Origin of the sequence: Pseudomonas sp. MWU13-2100 (genome assembly GCF_023242365.1) — a bacterium.
Classification (GTDB): Bacteria; Pseudomonadota; Gammaproteobacteria; order Pseudomonadales; family Pseudomonadaceae; genus Aquipseudomonas.
This window is the reverse complement of sequence record NZ_JALLIX010000052.1, coordinates 20970-42231: the sequence shown is the minus strand read 5'-3', so window position 1 is coordinate 42231 and position 21262 is coordinate 20970. Positions and strand designations below refer to the sequence as shown.

The window sequence follows — 21262 nt, the reverse complement described above, 5'->3', positions numbered from 1 at the left end:
GGGGTCGGTACTGCGGAGACCATCTTGACCCTTGACTCGTAAGTGCGGTCAACACGGTCACTGTGGGAGCAGAGCTTGCTCGCGAAGGGGACCTTGAAGCCGCCAAAAGCTTCGCGGGCAATCGAGCGTCGACCGGCTGCTCCTACAGCCCCAGCATTACTTCGCTTTCACACCCTCAAACGTGACGTACAGCTCTACCGCATCAGACGCTGGACCCAAATCCATCATCTTGCCAAAGTCCGAACGCTTGATGTGCGCTACGCCTTCGAAACCAGCACGGTAGCCGCCCCATGGGTCCTTGCCCTCACCCAGGAAGGTGGCCTTGACCACGATCGACTTGGTCACGCCGTGCAGGGTCAGGTCGCCCGTCACGTCAGCCGTGTCCTTGCCATCGGCATTCTTGCCAGTGGATTTGACGCTGGTGGAGACGAACTTGGCATCGGCAAACTTGGCAACGTCCAGGAAGTCCTTGCTGGAGATGTGCTTGTCACGCTCGGCGTGGTTGGTGAACACGCTGGCGGTACGCACGTTGACTTCGATCTTGCTGTCTTCAGGCTTGGCCGCATCAAAGCTGAACTTGCCGTCCAGGTCCTTGAAGGTACCGGTGATGAAGCTGTAGCCCAGGTGGCTGATCTTGAAGTCGACGAAAGCGTGCTGGCCTTCCTTGTCGATCACGTAATCCGCAGCCATCGCCTGACCGGCAACAAACAGTGCAGAACCGATTGCCAGAGCGGCGAGTGTCTTTTTCAACATACTTCTATTCCTTTTGAGTCGAGGTTGAACATCAGGCTTTGCGACCCAGCATGCGGATCAGCGTCGCATCACGGTCGATAAAGTGGTGTTTCAGAGCAGCCAGACCATGGAGAACCGCAAAGATCACCACCGTCCAGGCCAGGAACAAATGCACACTGCCGGCCACATCCGCCTGATCGGGAATGCTGGAAATCAAGGCAGGTACATCGAACAGGTTGAATACCGGAATCCCGACACCTTCGGCGGTGGAAATCAGGTACCCGGAAAACATCAGGGCAAACAGGCCGAGATAGAGGAACGCATGACCAAACTTGGCACCCAGGCGGGTCAGTCGACCATGATTGGCCGGTGACGGCGGCGGCGGGCTGATAAAACGCCAGATCAGCCGCAACACCATGACCGCGAACAGGGTCAGGCCGATACTTTTATGCAGGTCCGGAGCCGCCTTGCGCCACTCGCTGTAGTAGTCGAGCCCGACCATCCACAAGCCCAGCGCAAAAAGACCGAACACCACCAAGGCGACGCCCCAATGCAGGAAGATACTGACAGCACCGTAGCGAGAGGATGAATTGCGTAGCTGCATTGCCGGAATCCTGTAAGTGATGCGCCCAAGACTAATGGTTTACCTATCGAATTAAAGCGGAAAATTTCGCTTTGAAATATCGAAAAATACGATCATCAGTCTGAAACGAACGGGTTAAGAAAATATTAAGGTCGATTGCTATGGTGAACACCCGGGCGCGACCTTTTATTCGCCGCCACAGGGAGGTGACTGCCCTGCCATGGGTTGTCCTGCGGCCTCGCATTGCATAGGCTTGCGCGATTGTGTGTCCGCCTGCGTCGCGGACTGCCTGCCGGAGAGTGGAAATGAGCCTGAATAACCAGTGGATGCAACGCGACCTCGCGGTGGTCTGGCATCCCTGCACCCAGATGAAAGATCACGAGCAACTGCCGATGATCCCCATCAAGCGCGGCGAAGGCGTCTGGCTGGAGGATTTCGACGGCAAGCGCTACCTCGACGCGGTCAGTTCCTGGTGGGTCAATGTGTTCGGTCACTGCAACCCGCGTATCGGCCAGCGGATCAAGGATCAGGTCGATCAGCTTGAGCATGTCATCCTCGCCGGGTTCAGCCATCAGCCGGTTATCGAATTGTCCGAGCGCCTGGTGAAGATGACGCCCGAAGGGCTGACCCGCTGCTTCTATGCCGACAACGGTTCGTCGTGCATCGAAGTCGCGCTGAAGATGAGCTTTCATTACTGGCTCAACCGCGGCCTACCGGACAAGAAGCGTTATGTCACCCTGACCAACAGCTATCACGGCGAGACCGTCGCGGCGATGTCGGTGGGCGATGTGCCATTGTTCACCGAGACCTACAAGGCCCTGCTGCTGGACACCATCAAGGTGCCCAGCCCGGATTGCTACCTGCGTCCGCAAGGCATGAGCTGGGAAGAGCATTCGCGCAACATGTTCCTGGTCATGGAACAGACCCTGGCGCAAAACCACGCCAGCGTCGCCGCGGTGATCGTCGAGCCGCTGATCCAGGGCGCCGGCGGCATGCGCATGTACCATCCGGTCTACCTCAAGCTGCTGCGCGAGGCCTGCGACCGTTATGGCGTGCATCTGATCCATGATGAAATCGCCGTGGGCTTCGGCCGTACCGGGAGCATGTTCGCCTGCGAGCTGGCCGGTATCCGCCCGGATTTCCTGTGCCTGTCCAAGGCCCTGACCGGCGGCTACCTGCCGCTGGCGGCGTGCCTGACCACCGAGGATGTCTACAGCGCCTTCTACGACGACTATCCGACCCTGCGGGCGTTCCTGCACTCCCACAGCTACACCGGAAACCCACTGGCCTGCGCGGCGGCCTTGGCGACCCTGGATATCTTCGAGCAGGACAACGTCATCGAGAACAACAAGGCCCTGGCCCGGCGCATGGCCAGCTCGACCGCGCACCTGGTGGACCATCCGCATGTCGCGGAGGTCCGCCAGACGGGTATGACCCTGGCGATCGAGATGGTCCAGGACAAGGCGAGCAAGACCGCCTATCCATGGCAGGAGCGCCGTGGCCTGAAGGTCTTCCAGCATGCACTGGAGCGCGGCGCCTTGCTGCGGCCGCTGGGCAGCGTGGTGTATTTCCTGCCGCCGTATGTCATAACGCCGGAGCAGATCGACTTCCTCGCTGAAGTCGCCAGCGAAGGGATCGATATCGCTACCCGCACGGGTGTCAGCGTGGCGGTGCCGGGCAATTTCCATCCGGATTTCCGTGATCCGGGCTAGAGGACAATGATAAAGACCTGTGGCGAGCGGGCTTGCCCGCGCTCGACTGCGAAGCAGTCGTAAAACCGGATATCTTGGTCCATCTGATAGACCGAGTTCGCTGGTTTTAGGGGGAGCTTCGCGCCCCAGCGCGGGCAAGCCCGTTCGCCACAGAGATATCATCCGCCTGAGCAAATACGATTTTCAGCAGAGACTTCAGATGAGACTGTCCCGCTTCTTTATCGACGCCCCCCTGGGCCTTGGCGAACACGAACTGCCCGAGGCCCAGGCCCACTACATCGGCCGCGTGCTGCGCATGGCCGAAGGTGATGCCCTGCAAGTGTTCGACGGTTCGGGCACGGAATTCCTCGGCACCTTGCTGGAGGTCGGCAAGAAGCGCGTGCGCGTGCAACTGGCCGAACGCTTCGCCGGGCAGACCGATTCCCCCCTGCGCATCCACCTCGGCCAGGGCCTGTCCCGGGGCGAGCGGATGGACTGGGCGATCCAGAAGGCCACCGAACTGGGCGTGAGTGAAATCACCCCGATCGTCAGCGAGCGCTGCGAAGTCCGTCTCAAGGACGAGCGCGCCGACAAGCGTCTGGCCCATTGGCGGCAGATCGCGATCAGCGCCTGCGAACAGTGCGGTCGCTCGACGCTTCCGGTGATTCATCCGCCGCTGTTACTGGCCGAGTGGGTGAAACAGACCGAAGCCGAACTCAGGCTGGTGCTGCACCCGGTGGCCGAGCCGCTGACCAGTCATCCCAAACCGGGGACGCTGGCGTTCCTGATCGGGCCGGAAGGTGGGTTATCAGACAACGAAGTGGCCCAGGCCGCGCAAGCCGGTTATCTAGCGGCACGCCTTGGCCCACGGGTATTGCGTACCGAAACCGCGCCGGTGGTGGCCTTGGCCGTGGCCCAGCAGTTGTGGGGCGATTTCTGACCCCACGCACTTCCTGACACAGCGCACACCCTGTGAGAGCCGGCTTGCCGGCGATGGCGCCGATCAGGCGATGCAAGGTCACTGGCCTCATCGCCGGCAAGCCGGCTCCCACAGAGGCCCGCGCTCGACCTTGAGTGATGGATAACTCAGATCACGTACCAGGAAATCGCCACGAAGTGCAGCACGCTGCCGGCAATCACGAACAGATGCCAGATCCCATGGGCATGCCGCAGCCGATAGTCCAGGGCAAAAAAGATAATCCCCAAGGTGTACAGCGCCCCACCTGCCGCCAGCCAGACAAACCCCGCCGTACCCAGCGCAGCGATCAGCGGCTTGACCGCCACCAGCACGATCCAGCCCATCACCGCGTAGATCACGATGGACAGGATCCGCGCTTCGGAACGCGGCTTGATCTCCTGCAGCATGCCGATCACCGCCAGGCCCCAGACGATCCCGAACAGCGTCCAGCCCCAGGGGCCACGTAATGTCACCAGGCAGAACGGCGTATAGCTGCCGGCAATCAACAGGTAGATCGACAGATGATCGACCTTCTGCATGATCACCTTGGCCCGCCCGCGCACGCTGTGATAAACCGTCGACGCGCTGTACAGCAACAACAGGGTCACGCCATAGATCGTTACGCTGACAATCTTCCAGGGGCTGCCGTCCAGGCTCGCCACCACCAACAACCAGATCGCCCCGATACACGCCAATACGGCCCCTACCAGATGGGTCCAGGCGTTGAGTCGTTCCCCGTGATACATCTGCTACTTACCTCGCTTGATCGATACAACTGCGCGCAAGGCTCAGGCCTGGCGGACAAAAGCACAAGGGTCTTGGCGTGGTACCGCCAGGAAGGCGCTTTGTAGCGTTACCTTCCGATAAAAAACAAAGCACCCCGCCTTCTATATATATCGCTCCATAAGTTAAGAAAAAAAGACCTGCCCACACATAAAATGAAATGTCCGGAAAGGTTTGCGCCGGACAACAATACACACCCCGCCCTGCTCCTTGATGGCCATCGGCGGCAACATCGTGGCCCTGGGCGATATCCACCGCTACACCGAGCCCCAGATGAACCGGATCAACGCCGCCGTGGTCTATTTCAGTCGGGTCAATACCCTCTGGCCGATCATCGTCGGCGTCGCGCTTGGCTTGCTGAGTCGCACCCTGGGCGCCAACTGGTTCTGAAAAAAGCCCCAGCCAAAACCCCGGGACTTGGGCACAATCGGGGCATTCGAAAAAGAGCCCACGCCATGCTGATCGACGAAGAGCTGACCCTGAAAAAGCTGGAGGTGTTCCTGGCCTTCATGCGTACCGGCAACCTCGCGCGGGCGGCAGCCGAGTTGCAGACCAGCAACGTCAGCGTGCACCGGGCCATCCACTCCCTGGAAAGCGCCCTGCGCTGCCCGTTGTTCAAGCACGAAGGGCGCAACCTGACGCCGCTGGAAAGTGCCTATGTGCTGGAAGAGCGCGCGCAGAAGCTGATCCAGGATGTGCTGGAGACTGTCCGCATGACCCGCGAGGCCGCCGGCTTCTCCGCCGAGCGCTTCAAGCTCGGATCACTCTACTCGCTGACGGTGAAAACCGTGCCGCAACTGATCATGGGCCTGAAGATCCGTCGCAGCGAACTCAATATCGACCTGATCCTGGGCTCGAACTTCGACCTGCTGTACAAGCTCAAGAACATGGAAGTGGACGCGATTCTGGTGTCGCTGGATGAGACAACCAACGACTCCGACTGCGAGCAGCTGCCGCTGTTTTCCGATGATATTTTCCTGGCGACGCCCGCCGACTCACCACTGTCCCAACAGGACGAAGTTGACTTGGCGGACCTGAAGGACATGACTTTTATTACCTTGACCCAGGGTTTCGCCACGCACCGGGACGGTAATCGGGTGTTCGAGCAGGCGGGATTCGAGCCGAAGGTGGCGATGCAGGTCAACGATATCTTCACGCTGTTGAGCATGGTCAGCTCCGGCGTCGGTTACGCCTTGCTGCCGGGGCGGATTGCGGCGGTGTATGAGAACCGGGTGAAGCTGATCCCATTGCAGGCGCGCTACCGCCTGCAACAGCATATCGGGGTGGTGTTTCTGAAGGCCAAGGAGCGTGATCCCAATTTGTTGGCGCTGTTGGCAGAGTGTCGGATGTATGCCAACAGGTTGACCTGAGCTGCCCATGAGCAGGTTCGATCATGCATTTTCGGTGGTCTCAAGGGCCTCTTCGCGGGCAAGCTCCGCTCCCACAAGTTATGAGTCGTGCGCTCAACCTTCGTCCTCAGTGGACATTGTGGGAGCGGAGCTTGCCCGCGAAAGCGATATGACAGGCAACACATCTTTCCCTGACACAAACCGGCCCGGACATTGTGGGAGCGGAGCTTGCCCGCGAAGGCGTCAGAACAGGCGCCGCACTATCAGGATCAGCCCACCAGCCCACGCACGACAAAGAACAGCACCGAAGGCCCCAGCAGACAGCCCAATCCGGTATGGAAAGTCGCCGTCAGCGCACCATAGGGCACCAGCCGCCGATCCGTCGCCGCAAGCCCCGCGGTCACCCCACTGACCGTCCCCGCCAAACCACCGAACACCATCGCCGAACGCGGGTTGTCCAGGCCCATCCAGCGCGCCGCCACCGGCGTGCCGACCATCACCAGGATCGCCTTGATCAAGCCCGTCGCAATCGACAGCGCCACCACCTCGGAACTCGCGCCAATCGCCGCCCCGGTCACCGGCCCGACGATATAAGTCACTGCCCCGGCGCCAATGGTGGTGATACTCACCGCATCACGATAACCAAAAGCCCAGGCCATGCTTGCCCCGACAATGAACGGCAGCAGGGTACCCAACAGCAAGGCCAACGCGCCGACCAACCCGGCCTTCTTCGCCTCGGTCGCCTGGACCTCGAAGGCCGTTGCGACGATGGCAAAATCCCGCAGCATCGCCCCGCCCATCAAGCCGACACCGGAAAACAGCGCCACATCCGCCAGGCCTTTCTGCCCGCCGGTCAATGTGCCGCCGATCCACGCCAGCAGCAGGCCGATCGCGATGGCAATCGCCGAACCGTGGATCCGGCCATAGGTCAGGCGCTTGGACAACACCACTGACACCCACATCACCACGCCCACACCGGCAAATGCGGTGATCAGCCCATTCTGTCCCAGGTCCTTGCCAATGAGATCCCACATATCAGCGACCTCCCGCAACGGTGGAGGTCGGTGCAAGCGCGACCGGCTCATCCGGCAACGGCTCGCCTTTATGGGTCCGGCTGATCAGGGCAATAGCGCAGCCGCAGACCAGCACCGAACCGATCGCCGCCAGCAGTGCCAATGGCCCGCCATGCAGCGCCGCGACCACGTTCTGGTTGGCCGCCATGGCCACCACCACCGGAATGTACATGGCGCCCCAGAAACCGACGCCCATCTCGCAATCCCTGGTCAGGCCGCCACGCTTGTGCATCCACAAACGGACACAGATCAACAGGATCATCGCGATCCCGACCCCGCCGACATTGGACTTCACACCCAGCAACACGCCCAGCATGTCTCCCAGAATCACCCCTGCCAGCGTACAGATCGCCAGCAACGCCACACCGTAGATAATCATTCTTGTTGTCCTCACATTGCATTGTCGAAGTTGTTGTTTTTGTCCTTCGAAGCAGCAGCCGGTGTTTATCGGTGACGGCGTCCCTCCTCATCCAACAGCGCCTTGAGGGTGTCCAGGCGGGCACCGTCGAACGCAATGACGGTGCCTTGCTCGAATACCCGGCGCGCCAGGCCGGTCAGGACCGACCCCGGAGGCAGTTCGATCTGCAGGCGGGCACCCCGCTCGTAGGCGCTTTGCACGGTGCCGCGCCAATCGACGACGCGGCGCATGTTGAACGCCAGGTCATCGCGGATCTGTTCAGCGCTACGCAGCAGTCGCGCACTGCTGCCGCTGAGGTAACCCAACCGCGGTGCCTGCATCGGCACCGTGGCGAAAGCGGCGGCCAGTACCCGGGCCGGTTCGTCCAGCAGTGGACAGTGGGAAGGCACGCTGACCGCCAGGCGCCGGGCCACGCCGTCCTTTTGCATCAGGGCCACCAGGACGTTCATTGCCGCGTCGCTCCCGGCGATCACGCATTGGTTATCGGCGTTGATATTCGCCAGATACACCGGTGTACGTTCGCTGTGCACCTGGGCCAATAACTTATCCACAGCCGCCAGTTCCAACCCGATCAGGGCGGTCATGCCGTAACCCTGTGGATAAGCCTGCTGCATCAACTCGCCGCGCAGGCTGACCAGGCGCAGGGCATCGCTGAAAGTCAGCGTCTCGGCCAGGACCGCCGCCGGGTAGGCACCGATGGACAAGCCGGCGACATAAGCCGGCGGCGCGCTGTCTTCCAGCAACAGCCGGGCACAGGCCACACCGGCGATCAGCAGGCAAAGCTGGACCGCCCGGGTCGAGGCCAGGGCTTGCGGCGTATCCAGCAACCCGACGTCCTCGCCCAGCACATCACTCGCCTCGTGCAGGCAGCCACGAACGATCGCGGCATCGGCCAGGCGATGTAGCATGCCGGGCTGTTGCGCACCCTGGCCGGGAAACACCAGCAGGCTGCTCATACCACTCGCTCCCGGATATCCCAGGGATCGAGCACCAACCGAACACCGCTGGCCTGCTTGAGCAGGACCCGCCGCGCCGTGCCCGCCCACTCCACAAGCGCCAAGGCACCTGACGGGATTTGCAGTTGCAGGTCGACGCGGCAGAACGGGTTGTCGAGTTGCAGCAACAAACCATTGGCCTGACGGCGCGACAGCGTTTGCGGCGTCCGCAGAATCAGATCCAGGTCGCTCTGTTGATGCAGGGTTGGCAAGCCAGTGGCCAACTCGAAACCGGCACTGCCGCTAACCCCCCACACCAGCCCCGACGCATTCAACAACGGCCGCAGGTAATGCAACGCCTGCAAGGCCGGCCAGTCCTGTGCACAGATTTCAATGTCGACAAGGGCCTCGGGCCGCACACAACGTTCGACCAGTACCCTTGGCATCAGCGTGGCGAAACGCTGCCCACGCAAGGCCCCGCGCACGCCCACCGGCACCTGATCCGGCGCCGTCAGCGCCCGGCGCACCACCACCGGCTGACCGAGAGCCAATGCCTCGGCCACCCAGTCCGGCGCCTCTTTCGGCAACTGCGCCGGGGTCAGCCCCCAGAGCAGGTCGTGGGGCCGGAAGTCGTCCTCAACGCGCATCACGGCTCACCACTGTTCGCGCAACAATTGCCGGACCCGGCTCGACGCCGCGCGATTGCTCGCGCCCAGGCGCCCACTCAAGCCCGTGCCCTTGGCGGCCACATCGTGGATGGCTTCAACCAGACAGTCTTCCACTTGCGCCAGGTCGGCCGCCGTAGGCTGCTCGATCTGCTCCACGCCCAGGGTTTTCCAGAGCAGGCCGAGACTGGCGTAGCTATCAATGTCATAGGCCATTGGCGGCACGCTGGCGGCAAGGGCCTCCAGTTCATCGAGACTGCGCAAGGTCACCCGCGCCGCCGAGGCCTTGCCCATGGCATGCACCATCACTCCAGGGTCACGCAGGGCGATCAGCCGATTGGCCTGATAACCATGGGCGAGAAACGCCCCGGACATCGCCTTGCCCACCAACAGTGCAATCACCGCATGCCCCGCCAGGCGGGCGCGCGCATAACTGTCCGCCGCACCGGCCAGGGCCTGGTGAATCCCCAGGGCCTCTTCACGACGGCCGTAAGCCTGGCTCGGCACATCGACAATGGCGATCAAGGCGCGCTTCTCGGCACGGCCGCTGTCGGCCTCGATCACCTCGTCCACGGCCTTGGCCAGGCCCCAACCTTCCAGCAATCCGACCTCGCCGTTGCGGGCACGGACAAAGCGGTTGGCCGGATCAGCCACCACCGCCAGAAAGCGCACCGGCTGAACGCCGAGTTGGCTGTCGGCAACTTTCAATGAAGGCGGCAGGCCGCGGACTTCAACAGCGTTCGCCGCGAGTGCCTGGAACCAGTGCAAACCACGCAGGGAATAAGCGCTCATGGGCGATCTCCTTGGAAAAGACGGCGTACCGTGGCCGGGTCGATTTGCGGTTCGGCATCCAGTTCAGCGAGCCGTTGCAGATACCAGTCCGCCTGCCGACTGCGCTGTACGTCGGGCAAACCGGCCTCCAGCAACTCGGCGATCTGCTGCCGGATCGAAGCCACATCGTCGGCCACGTAACGATCCACCAGTCCGCTGGCGAAACGCTGCTCGCCGCCGGTCAGACTCCAGATAAACGGCCGGTCACGGGAGTCGTACTCGTCCAGCCCCGCCTCCTGCTCGATCACCTGGGGGCCGTTGAGGCCCAGACGGGCTTCCTGGGTCACCAGCAGATAACTGCACAGTGCCGCCGCGATAGACATGCCGCCAAAACAGCCGACGCTCCCGGCCACCACGCCGATCACCGGCTGATAACGGCGCAGGTCGACAATCGCCGCATGGATATCGGCGATGGCCGCCAGCCCCAGATTGGCCTCCTGCAAGCGCACGCCGCCCGTTTCCAGCAGCAACACGGCGCGGGTCGGAATGCCATTGCGGTTGTCTTCAGCCGCCAGCTCCAGCGCACCGGCGATTTTCGCGCCGCCCACTTCACCGAGGCTGCCGCCCTGGAACGCGCCTTCGATGGCGGCGATCACCACCGGCAAACCATCGATGCTGCCCTTGGCGATCACCACGCCGTCGTCGGCCTGGGGCACCACGCCCTGGCGTTCGAGCCAGGGCGACATGACCCGGGCGAAGGGGTCGAGCAATTCGCGGAAACTGTCGCGGTCGAGCAGGGCCCGCGCACGCTGGCGGGCGCCAAGTTCGACGAAGCTGTGCTTGTGCAACAAACGCTGGCTGTCAGTCATGGCCGATCTCCTCGAAACCTTGTTCCAGACGCAGCCGGACCACACCGGGGGTGGCGCCGAAATCGTGGATATCGATGGCCAATGCCGGCGGCAACTGGCCGTCGAACAGGCGCTCGAACAGGTGCTGCCAGCGCGAAGCGCTGCCGTTTACCGAGGTGGTCACCTGGATCGACAAGATGCCGGGAGGACCGGGCTCCAGCAACACTTCCAGGTCACCCGAGCCGACGCAGCCCACCAGTGCGCGGCCTTTGGGCGGTTGCCCGGCGGGGAATTCAAAGGACAACTTTTCCATCACAAGGCTTCCTGTTCGAGGCGGTCGATCAGCAGGCAGGCGGCAAGCAGATCCGCCGCGCCTCCCGGTGAAGCGTTCATCGCCAACAGCTGTTGATCCAATTCATGCAGGCAGCGGCGGCCGGCCAGGCTGGCACTGCCGCCCGCTTCCAGCACGGCGCGGGCGCCCTGTTGCATGGCCTGCAAACCCGGCACGCCGGCGCGGTAGAGCACGCAGGTGTCAGCCAGGTCGGTCATGATTGCGAGCAAGGCATCCAGCCGGGCGTTCTGTTCGCCGTGGCCGGCAAGCCGGCTGCGTTTGAGTTGCGGCAGGCCGAGGCGGGTCACCGCCGGAAAGCCCAGTTGTGCCTCTTCGCGAGCACCGCGCACGCCGTAGCGTTGGGCGACCTGGCTGCCGTGGCTGGCGGTGCGGGGGGCGTAGCGGTCTTCCAGCAAGGCCAGGCGGGCGGCGCGCAGGGTCAGGGTATTGGCACTGATGGCGCTTGGGTCCAGTGCGGCTGCGGCTACCAACAACCCCAAGGCCCAGATCGCCCCGCGATGGGTGTTCACCCCGCCAGTGGTCTGCAGCATCGCCAGCTCGCCTTCGCGACCGATGCGGCCCAGGGCTTCACGCAACGACAGGTCGATAGCGGTTGCCGGTGACAAGGCGCCGTGTCGGACGGCTGAACGCCCACTTTGTGGGAGCGGAGCTTGCCCGCGAAAGGATCCCTGGGGTCGCCAAAAGCTTCGCGGGCAAGCTCCGCTCCCACAGGCACTCTTGTGCTTTTCAGATAGCACTTCACAGGGGGGCAAGCCCCATCGCCACAATGTCCGCTCTTGGCTGGCGATAGCAGCATCGGCCATCTCCTTGAACATCGGCCACAGCGACAACGCCGAAGCATGCATCAGGCCCAGGTGCAGGTCGGTATGGGCACCGTTGCCACGGCGATCCACCAACGCCGGCTTGGGCGACAGGTCGGCTTCGTCGATCAATGCTTCCACCGCGAAGTCCGCCAGGCGCTCGGCCAGGGACAGGGGTTGGGCTTGCAGATTGAAGGCGTGCATTTACCAGCTCCTGAATTTGGCGGGCGGGTTGTAGAGGCCTCCCGACCATTCCACCAGGTCGGCCACGCTCTTGGCCGCCAGCAATTCGCGACTGGCATCGGTGCGCCGGATACCCAAGTCTTCGGGCAAGGCGATCAGGCCTTCGCGACGCATCCGCAGGGTGTCCTTGGGGTTATGCCGCAAACCGATAGCCGTGACACCGGCTACGGCGGCGATCATTGCCTGACGCTCTTCCAGGGAGCGGGCCTTGTACAGGTAGGCGATGCCCTCTTCGGTGAGCAAATGGGTGACGTCGTCACCGTAGATCATGATCGGCGCCAACGGCATCCCGCTTTTCCTGGCCACTTCCACGGCATCGAGGGTTTCGACGAAGGTCGGTTTTCCGCCCTCCTGGAAGGTCTCGACCATCTGTACCACCAGCTTCTTGCCGCGTTCGAGCAAGGCTTCGGGCGCATCGCTGGTATCCAGGCGCATATCCAGCCAGGCCGCAGTGCCATGCCGGCGACCGCGCGGGTCATGGCCCATGTTCGGCGCCCCGCCGAAACCGGCCAGGCGGCCACGGGTGACGGTAGACGAATGACCGTCACCGTCGACCTGCAAGGTCGCGCCGATAAACAGGTCAACCGCATACTGCCCGGCCAATTGGCAGAACATCCGGTTCGAACGCATCGAACCGTCGCGCCCGGTGAAGAACACATCCGGGCGGGCCGCGATATAGTTTTCCATACCCAGCTCAGTGCCGAAGCAATGCACGCTTTCGACCCAGCCGCTTTCGATGGCGGGAATCAGCGTCGGGTGCGGGTTGAGCGTCCAGTTGCGGCAGATCTTGCCCTTCAGGCCCAGGGACTCACCGTAGGTCGGCAGGATCAGCTCGATGGCCGCGGTGTTGAAACCAATCCCGTGGTTGAGGGACTGCACATTGTGTTTTTCGTAGATCCCGCGAATCGCCATCATTGCCATCAGCACATGCACTGGCTTGATATGACGCGGGTCGCGGGTGAACAGCGGCTCGATATAGAAAGGTTTGTCGGCCACCACCACGAAGTCGACCCAGGACGCGGGAATATCCACCCGGGGCAACTCGCTGACATCATCGACCAGTTGATTGACCTGGACGATCACGATCCCGTCGCTGAAAGCCGCCGGCTCGATCAATGCCGGGGTGTCTTCGGTGCTGGCTCCGGTGTAGATATTGCCGGCGCGGTCTGCCATGAAGCCGGCGCTGAGTACCACGTTGGGGATCAGGTCCACCACCAGGCGCGCATAGAGTTCGATGTAGGTGTGAATCGCGCCGATTTCCAGCAGGCCGTCTTCCAGCAACTGGCTGATGCGCAGGCTCTGGGTGCCGGCGAAGGAGAAGTCGAGCTTGCGGGCGATGCCACGTTCGAACAGGTCCAGGTGCTCGGCGCGACCGACACTGGGCATGATCATGTGCAAATCGTGGAGCTTGGCCGGATCGGCTTTTACCAGGGACCGGGAGAGGAAATCCGCCTGCTTCTGGTTATTGCCCTCCAGCACCACCCGGTCGCCAGGCATGATCAGGACTTCGAGGGCGGCGACGATCTTGTCGGTCGGCAACACCACGCCATCGGCGAGGGCTCGCACCTGCTCGAGACGGCGCTGCTTCTCGGTGCGCCGCCGCGTCCAGCGCGAGTCGGGGGATATTGTTGTCATGCTCACTCCACGGGTTCGCTTTCGTGGAGTAGACAGTAGGAGTGAATCGCCCGGGCATCAATCAAGCCCAGCGGCAGATCGTTACGCTTGGGGTAATGGTTATTGTTGAATAAGCGAGAGGTAGCACACCCGTGAGATTTCTGGCGTCCGGGCCGCCTTCTTCGCGGGCAAGCTCCGCTCCCACAATATTCGGGTAATACGCAAGTTCAGTGTACGACGCAAAAAACGGTGGGAGCGGAGCTTGCCCGCGAAGAGGCCAGCGGCCGTTACGCAAACGCTCGGACTGCCCACGGCGCTTATCAGACCAGCCCGGACTCCAATACAAACCGCTTGTCGGCCAACCGCTTCACCCTGTCAGTTCTGACAGTAGGCAAACGACCGTCTCCAGTTTCTACTGAAAGTTGCGCTGCGACCTCCAATGTCCGGCTCCACGGGCAGGATCAAAAGCGCCTGTGACCGGAGAAACAAACATGAAAAACCTGGATGATTTTACCGATTTCAAAGAAGGTAATTGGAACGGCTGGAAAAATGGCCCGGGAATTCGACCCGCCGGAGAGCTCAAGACCGAAAAAGGTTCGAATACGTTCTGGTCCGGCAAGCTGGAAAAGGAACGGGGGAGCGCGACGGGAATTCAGCCATCCCTTTTTAAAGAGTTTGCTATTCAGGACGGAGAGGAGAGGAAAGCACAGTATCACGTAACGTTCGATTATCGCATTCACCCACTGGAACCGGGTGAAGCGGAACAGATCGCGATCACGGTTACCACGGAGACCACAAGGCAATGGGTCAATAATTGGACGCAGCCTGACACTGAGCTCAACAAGTGGCATCACGTAACGTGGGGCTTTATCGGCAAGCTTTTCGCGGACGGTTCGAAACAAGTCTGGATCGGTACGCGAGGCGGGGCAGATTTCGAAACGTCCCGCAAGGTGGACATTGACAACATCCGAGTCCAGCGACTTTCCTTTCAGTATGAGCAGAGATCCCAAACCTCCGCCTGAACGGCTTGCTCGCGAAGGACCGGCAGCCGTTATGCCAGAGTCCGGGTTGTCAGGCCAACCCGGACTCCAGTACCAACTGCTCCAACCCCAGCAGGTCCGGTACCTTTGCCACCCACTCGCCGACCTGCACCGCCGCCTTCTCCAACCGGTACAGCGGCACATCGACAAAACTCAGCTGGCTGTCGAGCTTGTACGAACGCGGGATCCCCTGGATCACCAGCGCGATGAACTTCAACTCCGGGCGCCCGCCCAGGGCATTGAGCACCACGATCCGTGCCCGATCGCCCACCGCCAGCGGACAGCCGCAGGCCGCCTCGAAGCTGATCAGCGGCAATTGCTGATTACGCCAGGTCACCTGCCGCAAATACCACGGCGGCGCATCACTGGCCGGCTCGCCACGCTGGTAGTCGATCAACTCCGCCACCGCGACGTTGGGCAGCAGCAGGTAACGGTCCGCCAACGGCAGCATCAGCCCCGTCAGGCTGCTGGTGCTGTGCTCATGCATGAAGCGGGCTCCAATAGGCGATGCTCTCCAGCAACGCCGACTCCTGGTACGGCTTGCCCAGGTATTCGTTGACGCCAATGGCCATGGCCCGGTCGCGGTGTTTCTGCCCGGTACGCGAGGTGATCATGATGATCGGCAGATCCTTGAGCCGAGCATCGTTGCGGATCCGTGTCGCCACTTCGAAACCGTCCATGCGCGGCATTTCAATGTCCAGCAGCATCAGGTCCGGGGTGTGCTCCTCCAGCAACATCATGGCATCCACCCCATCCTTGGCCGTCAGCACGTTCATGCCGTTGCGCTCCAGCAGGCGACTGGTGACCTTGCGCACGGTGACCGAGTCGTCCACCACCATGACCAGGGTCGGACGCACCGGCGTGGCATCCACGCCGCCAGCACTGGACAGGGACTGCACCGGCGGCCGCGCCAGGGCGTTGCGCACATGGGCGATCAAATCGAGAATCAACACCACGCGACCGTCACCCAGGATGGTCGCTCCCGATAGCCCCGGTACCGCGGCGAACTGCGGCCCGAGGTTCTTCACCACGATTTCCCGCGAACCGGCCAGGGCATCCACTTGCAACGCCATGCGCTGGTCGTTGCAATGCACCAGCAACACCGGCAACGCCAGGTTCTGGCCGAGCAACTTCGGTTTGCCCACGGTTTGCAACAGCTCACCGAGATAACGCAGTTCGTAGGTCTGTCCGGCGTACTCGTAACGCGGCGGATCCAGTTGGTAATAACTTTCCAGCTCACCCGGCAGCACCCGCACCAGCCCTTCGACGGTGTTCAACGGCACCGCATATTGCTCGTCGGCGCACTGCACCATCAACGCACGGTTCACCGAGACGCTGAACGGCAGGCGGATCTGGAAGTGCACGCCCTGCCCCGGGATGGAATCGATGCGCATGCTGCCGCCCAATTGCCGCACCTCTTCGTGGACCACGTCCATGCCCACGCCGCGTCCGGAAATCTGGGTGATCTTCTCCGCCGTGGAAAAGCCCGGCTGGAGGATGAACTGCAACACGTCGCGGTCGCTGATCGGCATGTCCGGCTCCAACAGGCCGCGCTTGATCGCCTTGCGCCGCACCGCTTCGAGCGGCACCCCGGCGCCGTCGTCGCGAATATCGAAGACGATGTCGCCGCCTTCGTGGGACAGGTCCAGGGTGATCAGCCCCTGCTCCGGCTTGCCGGCGGCACGCCGGCCCTCGGCATTTTCCAGGCCGTGGTCGACGGCATTGCGCAACATATGCTCCAGGGGGGCGACCATGCGTTCCAGCACATTGCGGTCCATCTCGCCCTCGGCATTGCCGACGACGAAATCGACCTCCTTGCCCAACTCCCCCGCCACCTGCCGGACGATGCGCTTGAGGCGCGGCACCAGGCGCTCGAACGGCACCATGCGCGTGCGCATCAGACCTTCCTGCAACTGGGTGTTGACCCGCGCCTGTTGTGCCAACAGGTTTTCCGCATCCTGGTTGCGCCCGGCCAGGGTCTCCTTGAGGTCGAGCAGGTCGGAAGCAGACTCGAACAAGGCCCGCGACAATTGCTGCAACTGCGAATGCCGGTCCATTTCCAACGGGTCGAATTCTTCATAACCCAGGCGCTCGGCTTCCACCTGCTGGCGGCTGAGAATCCGCCCCTGGGTCTCCGTGTCGAGACGCCGCAGCTGGTCACGCATACGCTCGATGGTGGTCTCCATCTCGTTGAGCGCGATCCTGGCGTCGTTGACCTGCTGTTCGATACGGCCACGGAAGATCGAAGTTTCACCGGCCAGGTTGACCAGGTCTTCGAGCACGTCCGCCGAGACCTTGACCATATCCTGGGCCGCCCGCTCGGCCTCGGTCACCGTCGGCACCTCGGGCTTGGCCGCGGCCGGCGCGGCAACCGGGGCCGCGACCGGTAGATTGACCGGCGACTGCCGGCCAAACGCCTGGATATCCTGGATCAGCGCATCGGCGGGCAGCACCGGCTGTTCGGCGCGCACCGCGTCGAGCATCTGCGCCAGCCGGTCATGGCCGGCCTGCAACAAGCCGAACAGTTCGGCACTCGGTTGCAGCAGCCCCGCCGACAACCCTTCGTAGAGAAACTCCAGCTCATGGGCCAAGTCACCGATCGGCGCGATTTCCACCATGCGCGCACTGCCCTTGAGGGTGTGCAGGTCGCGCAGCAGGGTTTCCACGTCCTGCCGATTCGCCGGCTCGGCCTGCCAGCGCAGCAAGGCCGCGCCGGAGCTTTCGAGGATATCGAAGCCTTCTTCGAGGAAGATCTCCAACAACTCCGGGTCGTTGCCGGTAACGGACGCTGACGCTTCGGCGGCCTCGCTCACCTCCTGCGGCGCGCTGCTGCCCTGACGGAACAGGCGCAGACTCTCGATCAGCGCACTCGGATCGCCCAGGGGCTGGTGCCCCTGGAGTTGCTCGAGCAGGATCGCCAGGCGGTCATGGCTTTTCTGCAACAGCAGCGCCAGCTCGGGAGAATGGCTGAAGCGTCGGTCCACCAGGCCTTCGTAGAGATTTTCCAGCTCGTGGGCCAGATCGCCCACCGGGCCGATCTCGGCCATCCGCGCGCCACCCTTGAGGGTGTGCAGGTCCCGTTGCAGGGACAGCAGCGGCGCGGCGTTATCCGGCTCGTCGAGCCAACGCTGCAAGGCCAGCCCGGCACTGTCGAGGATATCCGCGGCCTCTTCGAGAAAGATCACCACGATCTCATCGTCGAGGTCCACTCCATCGAGAGCCAGGCTCGCTTCGGCGGTGGCGGCGCCCAGCTCGGCAATGCTCAAGGCGCGGCTGCCGTCAGTCTTGATCAAGCCGGTGGCGGAGGGGTCGAGGGCCTCGTCGAGCAGCTCGCGCAAGGCTCGGAGTCGTTCCGGCTGCGCCTTGATTTCCTGGCCGGCGGCCAGCTCGTCGAACATGTTGATCAGCGCTTCATGGGCATTCTGCGCCTCATGGAAAAACCGCTCGCTGACCGCCAGGCTGCTTTCTTCCACCGCGCCGTACAGGTCGAGCAAGGCTTCGCAGAGTTCGTCCACCGGGTGCAGGTCGGCACTGTGGGCGCCCTGGCCGAGGGTGGTCAGTTCGTCGAGCAGTTGGTCGAGCTCCTGGCGCTCGCCGGGGTGCTGTTGCCAGCGCAACAGCAGGTTCTCCGCATCGAGCAGGATATCCATGCCCTGGGCGAGGAAGTTGTTGATCAATTGCGGGTCGCGCTTGGTGCCGCTGGCCACGCTGAGCAGGGACTCCAGCCGGGCCGCGAGCAGCGCCTCGGCACGCCGGATCAGCTCCGGGGCGCCGTCGATGGCCGCCAGCGGATCGTCCGCCAGTTGCTTCAAGCCCTGGTGCAACAGGACCTCGGCCTCCAGCAGCAACTCGACCTCGTCCAGGTCCAGTGGCAACAGGTGGGCCTTGAACTCACGCACCAGGTGGTAGAACGGCGCCGCCAGTTCGGCAATCGGCCGCACGCCCGCCACATAGGCGCTGCCCTTGAGGGTGTGCAAGGCCCTTTGCAATTCGTCGCTGGCCGCCAGCGGCAGGTGTTCGGTGGCCTGTTCGAGGAAATGGTTGAGGCTGTCCAGGTGCGTCTCGGCCTCGTTGCGGAAAATATCCAGCAACTGCCGATCGATGGCCTCCTCGTCTGTCTCTCGCGCTTCCCCGCCCCCGACCTCAGCCGAACCCGCCAGCTCATGGGCGCGGGCGGCCAACAGGTCGATATCGTCGCGCTGACGCTGGGCCTGTTCGGCAAATTCACTGACCAGTTCCGGCAACACCTGCAGCACATCGTCGAGCAACTGGTGGACTGGCGCGTCGGCCTCGACGCTGTGTTCGAGCACGCGATTGAGCAAGTTTTCCACGGCCCAGGCCAGTTCGCCGAGCACCAGCGCCCGCACCATCCGGCCGCTGCCCTTGAGCGTGTGGAAAGCGCGGCGCAACTCGGTCAGGGCCGACTTGCTCTCGGTATTCAGCGCCCAACGCGGCAAGTATTCGCGCAGTACATCAAGCACTTCCGCGCACTCTTCCAGGAAGACCTCACGCAATTCATCGTCCACCGCTGCCTCGTCGCCCGGTGGTGGCAGCAAGCTGCCCGGGACCTGGCGGGCCGGCGGGTTGAGGGCGGACACGGGGCTGGCCAGGACATCGGCCAGGGACTGCACCACCTGCGCGTTGTCCAGCACCTGTAAGTCCTGCATCACTTGGGCTTCGTTGGGGCTCAGGACATCCTCGAGCACCGGCACGTCCTGCTCGACAGGCGTATACCCCAGTGCGTCGAGACTTTCCTCGGCCATGTCCAGCACCCGTTCACCCGGCGCCTCGTGGTCTTCGCCGAGGCGTTCGAGGTAGTACTCGATACTCGTCAGCGCATCGGCCAGGCGATCGAGCTGCTGCCAGGACGGCGGTTGCGGACCGTTCAACAGGTGATCGTGGATATAGCGATTACAGGTTTCCAGCAGGCTTGCGGCCCGACCGAGGGGAATCATCGACAAAGCGCCCCGGACCTGGGTCAGCAACTCGGGCAGGGGCAACAGGCGCTCGCGGTCCCAGTCGGCATCGATGTACTCGATGATCAGGTCCTTGGCCTGCTGCAGGCAGATCCGCGACTCCTTGACCACCAACTGGTGGATCTGGGTCAGGTCGGTGGTCGGCAGGCGGCTTTCTTCGCGACTTTCCGGTTCCACGGTGCCGATCATCCCGGCCAGGGTCGCCTCGACATAGAGCAAGGCCCCGGCAACGTCCATCAGCACCGCGTCATTCGGCTCGCGCTGGCCCTGGACCAGGCCCAGGACCACCGCCGTCTGGTCGATGATGACCTTGCGCGGCTGGCCGAAGCCGAGCACCGCCAGGGTATCGGCGATCTGCCGCAGGGGCGCCAGCAGACTGGACAGTTCGTCGGTGTGCTGGCGGTCGCCGCGCACGAACAAGTCCAGGCGCTCCTTGACCCGCACCAACTCCTCGCACAGCGCCGCCACCACCGAACGCATGGCATCACGGTCCGGGCCGGCCAGGCGCGCCCGTTCTTCGTTGACCACCGCCGTATCTGGAAGGGCCTCATCGAGGCCATAACGTTCTTTCAGGACGAGCATCTGCGCCGTCGGTTGCCGCGCCTTGGCGATATAGAACAGCAGGCTTTTGAGCAATTCTTCCGGTGCCGACTGATTGATCCCGGCGATGCCCTGCTCCAGCAGGCGCTTGAGCTCCTTGTCGGAGTCCTTGAGCAGGCTGCGCAGGGCCGGGCTGTTGGCGATGACGCCGGCGAGCATGCCCTCGACCAGCGCCGACTCGACTTGCCAGAGCGCCCCCAGCGGCGCCTCCAGGCAGAGGTTTTCAAGGCGGGCGAAGACCTTGGCCATGTAGCCGAGATTGGTCTCGTCGTCCTGCTCGCGGAGCAAGCCGACCAGGGCGGTCTGCAACATTTGCCGCAACTTGCGCAGCAAGGCCGGCAGTTCCGGCGGGGTCAATCGGGCGAGGCCGGCCTCGTCCAGCGGCGACAGCTCCGGCAGAGTCGGGCTGAACAGGCTGGTTTCCGACAACAGGCTTTCACCGCGGGCGCTGCGCAAGTCGTTGAGCAGCGGCAGTACCACCAACGGCAGATCGCGGCGCGCACTGTGGACCCGGTCCAGGTACAGTGGCATCTGGCCCAGGGCCTGGCGCAGCAATTTCAGCGCTTCCGGCAGATCGACCACCCGCCCTTGTTCCACGGCCAGGGCCAGGGCTTCGGTTTCTTCGGCGAGCAGGGCGGCGCCGTAGAACTCGACCATCTGCAAGCTGCCATGGACCTGGTGAATGCATTCCAGGCATTCGGCGATGTCCTGGGCCGAATGCGTCGGTTCATCGTACGCATCCAGGGCCTGGCGTGCCTGCTTCAGGGTATCGGCGATTTCGCCCTTGACCCATTCGAGGGCCACATAGTCGTGCTGATCGCTCATGACGAC

At 63.0% G+C, this 21262-nt stretch carries 19 protein-coding genes; 5 read left to right on the top strand and 14 right to left on the bottom strand.

What is annotated here, in order from left to right; genetic code table 11:
* Window positions 1-156: 156 nt before the first annotated feature.
* Together M5B99_RS26300 and M5B99_RS26295 are read right to left on the bottom strand one after the other, a co-directional pair.
* The gene (locus M5B99_RS26300) at window positions 157-753 is read right to left on the bottom strand and encodes a YceI family protein (protein WP_248806800.1); all 597 of its coding nucleotides are present in this window, start codon (window positions 751-753) and stop codon (window positions 157-159) included.
* Window positions 754-784: 31 nt separating this feature from the next.
* Complete coding sequence (locus M5B99_RS26295) at window positions 785-1336, bottom strand: cytochrome b (protein ID WP_248806799.1); 552 nt, start codon at window positions 1334-1336, stop codon at window positions 785-787.
* Between the two features lie 284 nt (window positions 1337-1620).
* On the opposite strand from M5B99_RS26295, the gene M5B99_RS26290 reads away from it, so the two are divergent.
* Window positions 1621-3027: an adenosylmethionine--8-amino-7-oxononanoate transaminase gene (locus tag M5B99_RS26290; protein WP_248806798.1), complete on the top strand. Its 1407-nt coding sequence runs from the start codon at window positions 1621-1623 to the stop codon at window positions 3025-3027.
* 199 nt (window positions 3028-3226) lie between these two features.
* Entirely contained in the window at window positions 3227-3946 is a 720-nt protein-coding gene (locus M5B99_RS26285) for a 16S rRNA (uracil(1498)-N(3))-methyltransferase (protein WP_248806797.1), read from the top strand.
* A 146-nt stretch (window positions 3947-4092) separates the two neighbouring features.
* On the opposite strand, the gene trhA is transcribed toward M5B99_RS26285, so the two are convergent.
* Window positions 4093-4710, bottom strand: coding sequence for a PAQR family membrane homeostasis protein TrhA (gene trhA, locus M5B99_RS26280; RefSeq protein ID WP_248806796.1), 618 nt, complete (start codon window positions 4708-4710; stop codon window positions 4093-4095).
* A 211-nt stretch (window positions 4711-4921) separates the two neighbouring features.
* On the opposite strand from trhA, the gene M5B99_RS26275 reads away from it, so the two are divergent.
* Both M5B99_RS26275 and M5B99_RS26270 read left to right on the top strand, forming a co-directional pair.
* Window positions 4922-5137 (top strand): hypothetical protein, encoded by a 216-nt coding sequence (locus tag M5B99_RS26275; protein WP_248806795.1) that lies wholly within the window; start codon window positions 4922-4924, stop codon window positions 5135-5137.
* 65 nt (window positions 5138-5202) lie between these two features.
* Window positions 5203-6117, top strand: a complete 915-nt coding sequence (locus M5B99_RS26270; RefSeq protein WP_248806794.1) for a LysR substrate-binding domain-containing protein — start codon at window positions 5203-5205, stop codon at window positions 6115-6117.
* 248 nt (window positions 6118-6365) lie between these two features.
* Here M5B99_RS26270 and madM read toward each other — a convergent pair whose 3' ends face one another.
* The 9 genes from madM to mdcA all read right to left on the bottom strand — a co-directional run bounded on the left by madM (window position 6366) and on the right by mdcA (window position 13836).
* A complete protein-coding gene (gene madM, locus M5B99_RS26265) occupies window positions 6366-7130 on the bottom strand; it encodes a malonate transporter subunit MadM (RefSeq protein ID WP_248806793.1) in 765 nt (254 codons plus the stop codon).
* 1 nt (window position 7131) lies between these two features.
* On the bottom strand, window positions 7132-7548 hold the full coding sequence (gene madL / locus M5B99_RS26260; protein WP_248806792.1) for a malonate transporter subunit MadL: 417 nt from the start codon (window positions 7546-7548) through the stop codon (window positions 7132-7134).
* 65 nt (window positions 7549-7613) lie between these two features.
* Window positions 7614-8543 (bottom strand): malonate decarboxylase subunit epsilon, encoded by a 930-nt coding sequence (gene mdcH / locus M5B99_RS26255; RefSeq protein WP_248806791.1) that lies wholly within the window; start codon window positions 8541-8543, stop codon window positions 7614-7616.
* Complete coding sequence (locus M5B99_RS26250) at window positions 8540-9169, bottom strand: malonate decarboxylase holo-ACP synthase (RefSeq protein ID WP_248806790.1); 630 nt, start codon at window positions 9167-9169, stop codon at window positions 8540-8542. Before M5B99_RS26250 ends, mdcH begins: the two co-directional genes overlap by 4 nt.
* Before the next feature lie 6 nt (window positions 9170-9175).
* The gene (gene mdcE / locus M5B99_RS26245; RefSeq protein ID WP_248806789.1) at window positions 9176-9979 is read right to left on the bottom strand and encodes a biotin-independent malonate decarboxylase subunit gamma; all 804 of its coding nucleotides are present in this window, start codon (window positions 9977-9979) and stop codon (window positions 9176-9178) included.
* Entirely contained in the window at window positions 9976-10827 is an 852-nt protein-coding gene (locus tag M5B99_RS26240) for a biotin-independent malonate decarboxylase subunit beta (RefSeq protein WP_248806788.1), read from the bottom strand. Before M5B99_RS26240 ends, mdcE begins: the two co-directional genes overlap by 4 nt.
* Window positions 10820-11119, bottom strand: a complete 300-nt coding sequence (locus M5B99_RS26235) for a malonate decarboxylase subunit delta (protein WP_248806787.1) — start codon at window positions 11117-11119, stop codon at window positions 10820-10822. Before M5B99_RS26235 ends, M5B99_RS26240 begins: the two co-directional genes overlap by 8 nt.
* Window positions 11119-12162: a triphosphoribosyl-dephospho-CoA synthase gene (locus M5B99_RS26230; protein WP_248806786.1), complete on the bottom strand. Its 1044-nt coding sequence runs from the start codon at window positions 12160-12162 to the stop codon at window positions 11119-11121. Before M5B99_RS26230 ends, M5B99_RS26235 begins: the two co-directional genes overlap by 1 nt.
* On the bottom strand, window positions 12163-13836 hold the full coding sequence (gene mdcA / locus M5B99_RS26225; protein ID WP_248806785.1) for a malonate decarboxylase subunit alpha: 1674 nt from the start codon (window positions 13834-13836) through the stop codon (window positions 12163-12165).
* A 470-nt stretch (window positions 13837-14306) separates the two neighbouring features.
* On the opposite strand from mdcA, the gene M5B99_RS26220 reads away from it, so the two are divergent.
* Window positions 14307-14837: a hypothetical protein gene (locus M5B99_RS26220; RefSeq protein WP_248795140.1), complete on the top strand. Its 531-nt coding sequence runs from the start codon at window positions 14307-14309 to the stop codon at window positions 14835-14837.
* Window positions 14838-14886: 49 nt separating this feature from the next.
* Here the strand turns inward: M5B99_RS26220 and M5B99_RS26215 are convergent, their stop codons facing one another.
* Window positions 14887-15342, bottom strand: coding sequence for a chemotaxis protein CheW (locus tag M5B99_RS26215; protein ID WP_248795139.1), 456 nt, complete (start codon window positions 15340-15342; stop codon window positions 14887-14889).
* Complete coding sequence (locus M5B99_RS26210; protein ID WP_248806784.1) at window positions 15335-21256, bottom strand: Hpt domain-containing protein; 5922 nt, start codon at window positions 21254-21256, stop codon at window positions 15335-15337. The genes M5B99_RS26215 and M5B99_RS26210 overlap by 8 nt, the downstream gene beginning before the upstream one ends.
* Window positions 21257-21262 lie beyond the last annotated feature (6 nt).

Coding starts and splice junctions, on each gene's coding strand:
- M5B99_RS26300 (WP_248806800.1), bottom strand. CDS start 753: ATGTTGAAAAAGACACTCGCCGCTCTGGCAATCGGTTCTGCACTGTTT.
- M5B99_RS26295 (WP_248806799.1), bottom strand. CDS start 1,336: ATGCAGCTACGCAATTCATCCTCTCGCTACGGTGCTGTCAGTATCTTC.
- M5B99_RS26290 (WP_248806798.1), top strand. CDS start 1,621: ATGAGCCTGAATAACCAGTGGATGCAACGCGACCTCGCGGTGGTCTGG.
- M5B99_RS26285 (WP_248806797.1), top strand. CDS start 3,227: ATGAGACTGTCCCGCTTCTTTATCGACGCCCCCCTGGGCCTTGGCGAA.
- trhA (WP_248806796.1), bottom strand. CDS start 4,710: ATGTATCACGGGGAACGACTCAACGCCTGGACCCATCTGGTAGGGGCC.
- M5B99_RS26270 (WP_248806794.1), top strand. CDS start 5,203: ATGCTGATCGACGAAGAGCTGACCCTGAAAAAGCTGGAGGTGTTCCTG.
- madM (WP_248806793.1), bottom strand. CDS start 7,130: ATGTGGGATCTCATTGGCAAGGACCTGGGACAGAATGGGCTGATCACC.
- madL (WP_248806792.1), bottom strand. CDS start 7,548: ATGATTATCTACGGTGTGGCGTTGCTGGCGATCTGTACGCTGGCAGGG.
- mdcH (WP_248806791.1), bottom strand. CDS start 8,543: ATGAGCAGCCTGCTGGTGTTTCCCGGCCAGGGTGCGCAACAGCCCGGC.
- M5B99_RS26250 (WP_248806790.1), bottom strand. CDS start 9,169: ATGCGCGTTGAGGACGACTTCCGGCCCCACGACCTGCTCTGGGGGCTG.
- mdcE (WP_248806789.1), bottom strand. CDS start 9,979: ATGAGCGCTTATTCCCTGCGTGGTTTGCACTGGTTCCAGGCACTCGCG.
- M5B99_RS26240 (WP_248806788.1), bottom strand. CDS start 10,827: ATGACTGACAGCCAGCGTTTGTTGCACAAGCACAGCTTCGTCGAACTT.
- M5B99_RS26235 (WP_248806787.1), bottom strand. CDS start 11,119: ATGGAAAAGTTGTCCTTTGAATTCCCCGCCGGGCAACCGCCCAAAGGC.
- M5B99_RS26230 (WP_248806786.1), bottom strand. CDS start 12,162: ATGCACGCCTTCAATCTGCAAGCCCAACCCCTGTCCCTGGCCGAGCGC.
- mdcA (WP_248806785.1), bottom strand. CDS start 13,836: ATGACAACAATATCCCCCGACTCGCGCTGGACGCGGCGGCGCACCGAG.
- M5B99_RS26220 (WP_248795140.1), top strand. CDS start 14,307: ATGAAAAACCTGGATGATTTTACCGATTTCAAAGAAGGTAATTGGAAC.
- M5B99_RS26215 (WP_248795139.1), bottom strand. CDS start 15,342: ATGCATGAGCACAGCACCAGCAGCCTGACGGGGCTGATGCTGCCGTTG.
- M5B99_RS26210 (WP_248806784.1), bottom strand. CDS start 21,256: ATGAGCGATCAGCACGACTATGTGGCCCTCGAATGGGTCAAGGGCGAA.